The organism is Acidovorax sp. KPB24-03 (assembly GCF_057546605.1).
This window is the reverse complement of record NZ_BAAJYR010000863.1, coordinates 1-727: the sequence shown is the minus strand read 5'-3', so window position 1 is coordinate 727 and position 727 is coordinate 1. Positions and strand designations below refer to the sequence as shown.

The window sequence follows — 727 nt, the reverse complement described above, 5'->3', positions numbered from 1 at the left end:
CCGCCGGCATCCCCCGAGCCCACCGGCGCCGCCACCCGCCTGTCCGACCTGCTGCGCCTGGGCGATGCCGGCCTGCGCGCCGTGCTCACCGACTGGCTGCAGGGCTGCTACACCGCGCAGACGCTCGACGAGGCCCTGAACCGCCGCCCCACGCTGCAGCCCGGCGAGGTGGTCTACGTGCCCACGGGCCATGCGGTCAGCGCGCACAGCGTGAGCTTTTATGCCCAGGACTCCGAGCAGTCCGGCCTGCTGGCCCGCGCGCAGGAGATCGAGCATCTCGAAAAGGAACTGCGCGCCCAGGCCCTCATCAGCGAGGAGTCGCGCACGGCCCTGGTGCGCGCCGAATCGGCCTACGCGGACGCCTCGCAGCGCCTCGTGGCCGCGCGCCGCGAATCCAGCGAAGCGCAAAGCCGCGCCCATGAACTGCAGGTGGAAACGCTGCGCCTGACCCAACTGGCCGACCAGGCCCGCGCGCGCAGCGAGCAGATCGGCGCCGACCTGGCCGAGGTCGAGGCGCAGCTGGCCGACCTGCAGGAGCGCCGCGTGACGGCCGAGGCGCGCTTCGAAGAGCTGGACATGCAGCTGGCCGACAGCCAGGAGCGCCACGCGCAACTGGACGAGCGCGTGATCGCCGCCGAGCGCAAGCTCGCCGAATGCCGCGAGCAGCAGCGCAGCCTGGAGCGCCAGGCGCAGGAGGCCACGTCTCCCCGCCGCAGCCTGGAGGCGC

At 73.5% G+C, this 727-nt stretch carries 1 pseudogene; it reads left to right on the top strand.

The window, feature by feature from the left end:
• Nucleotides 1-727: pseudogene (locus tag AC27KI_RS26500) on the top strand (chromosome segregation protein SMC); the annotation flags it as partial.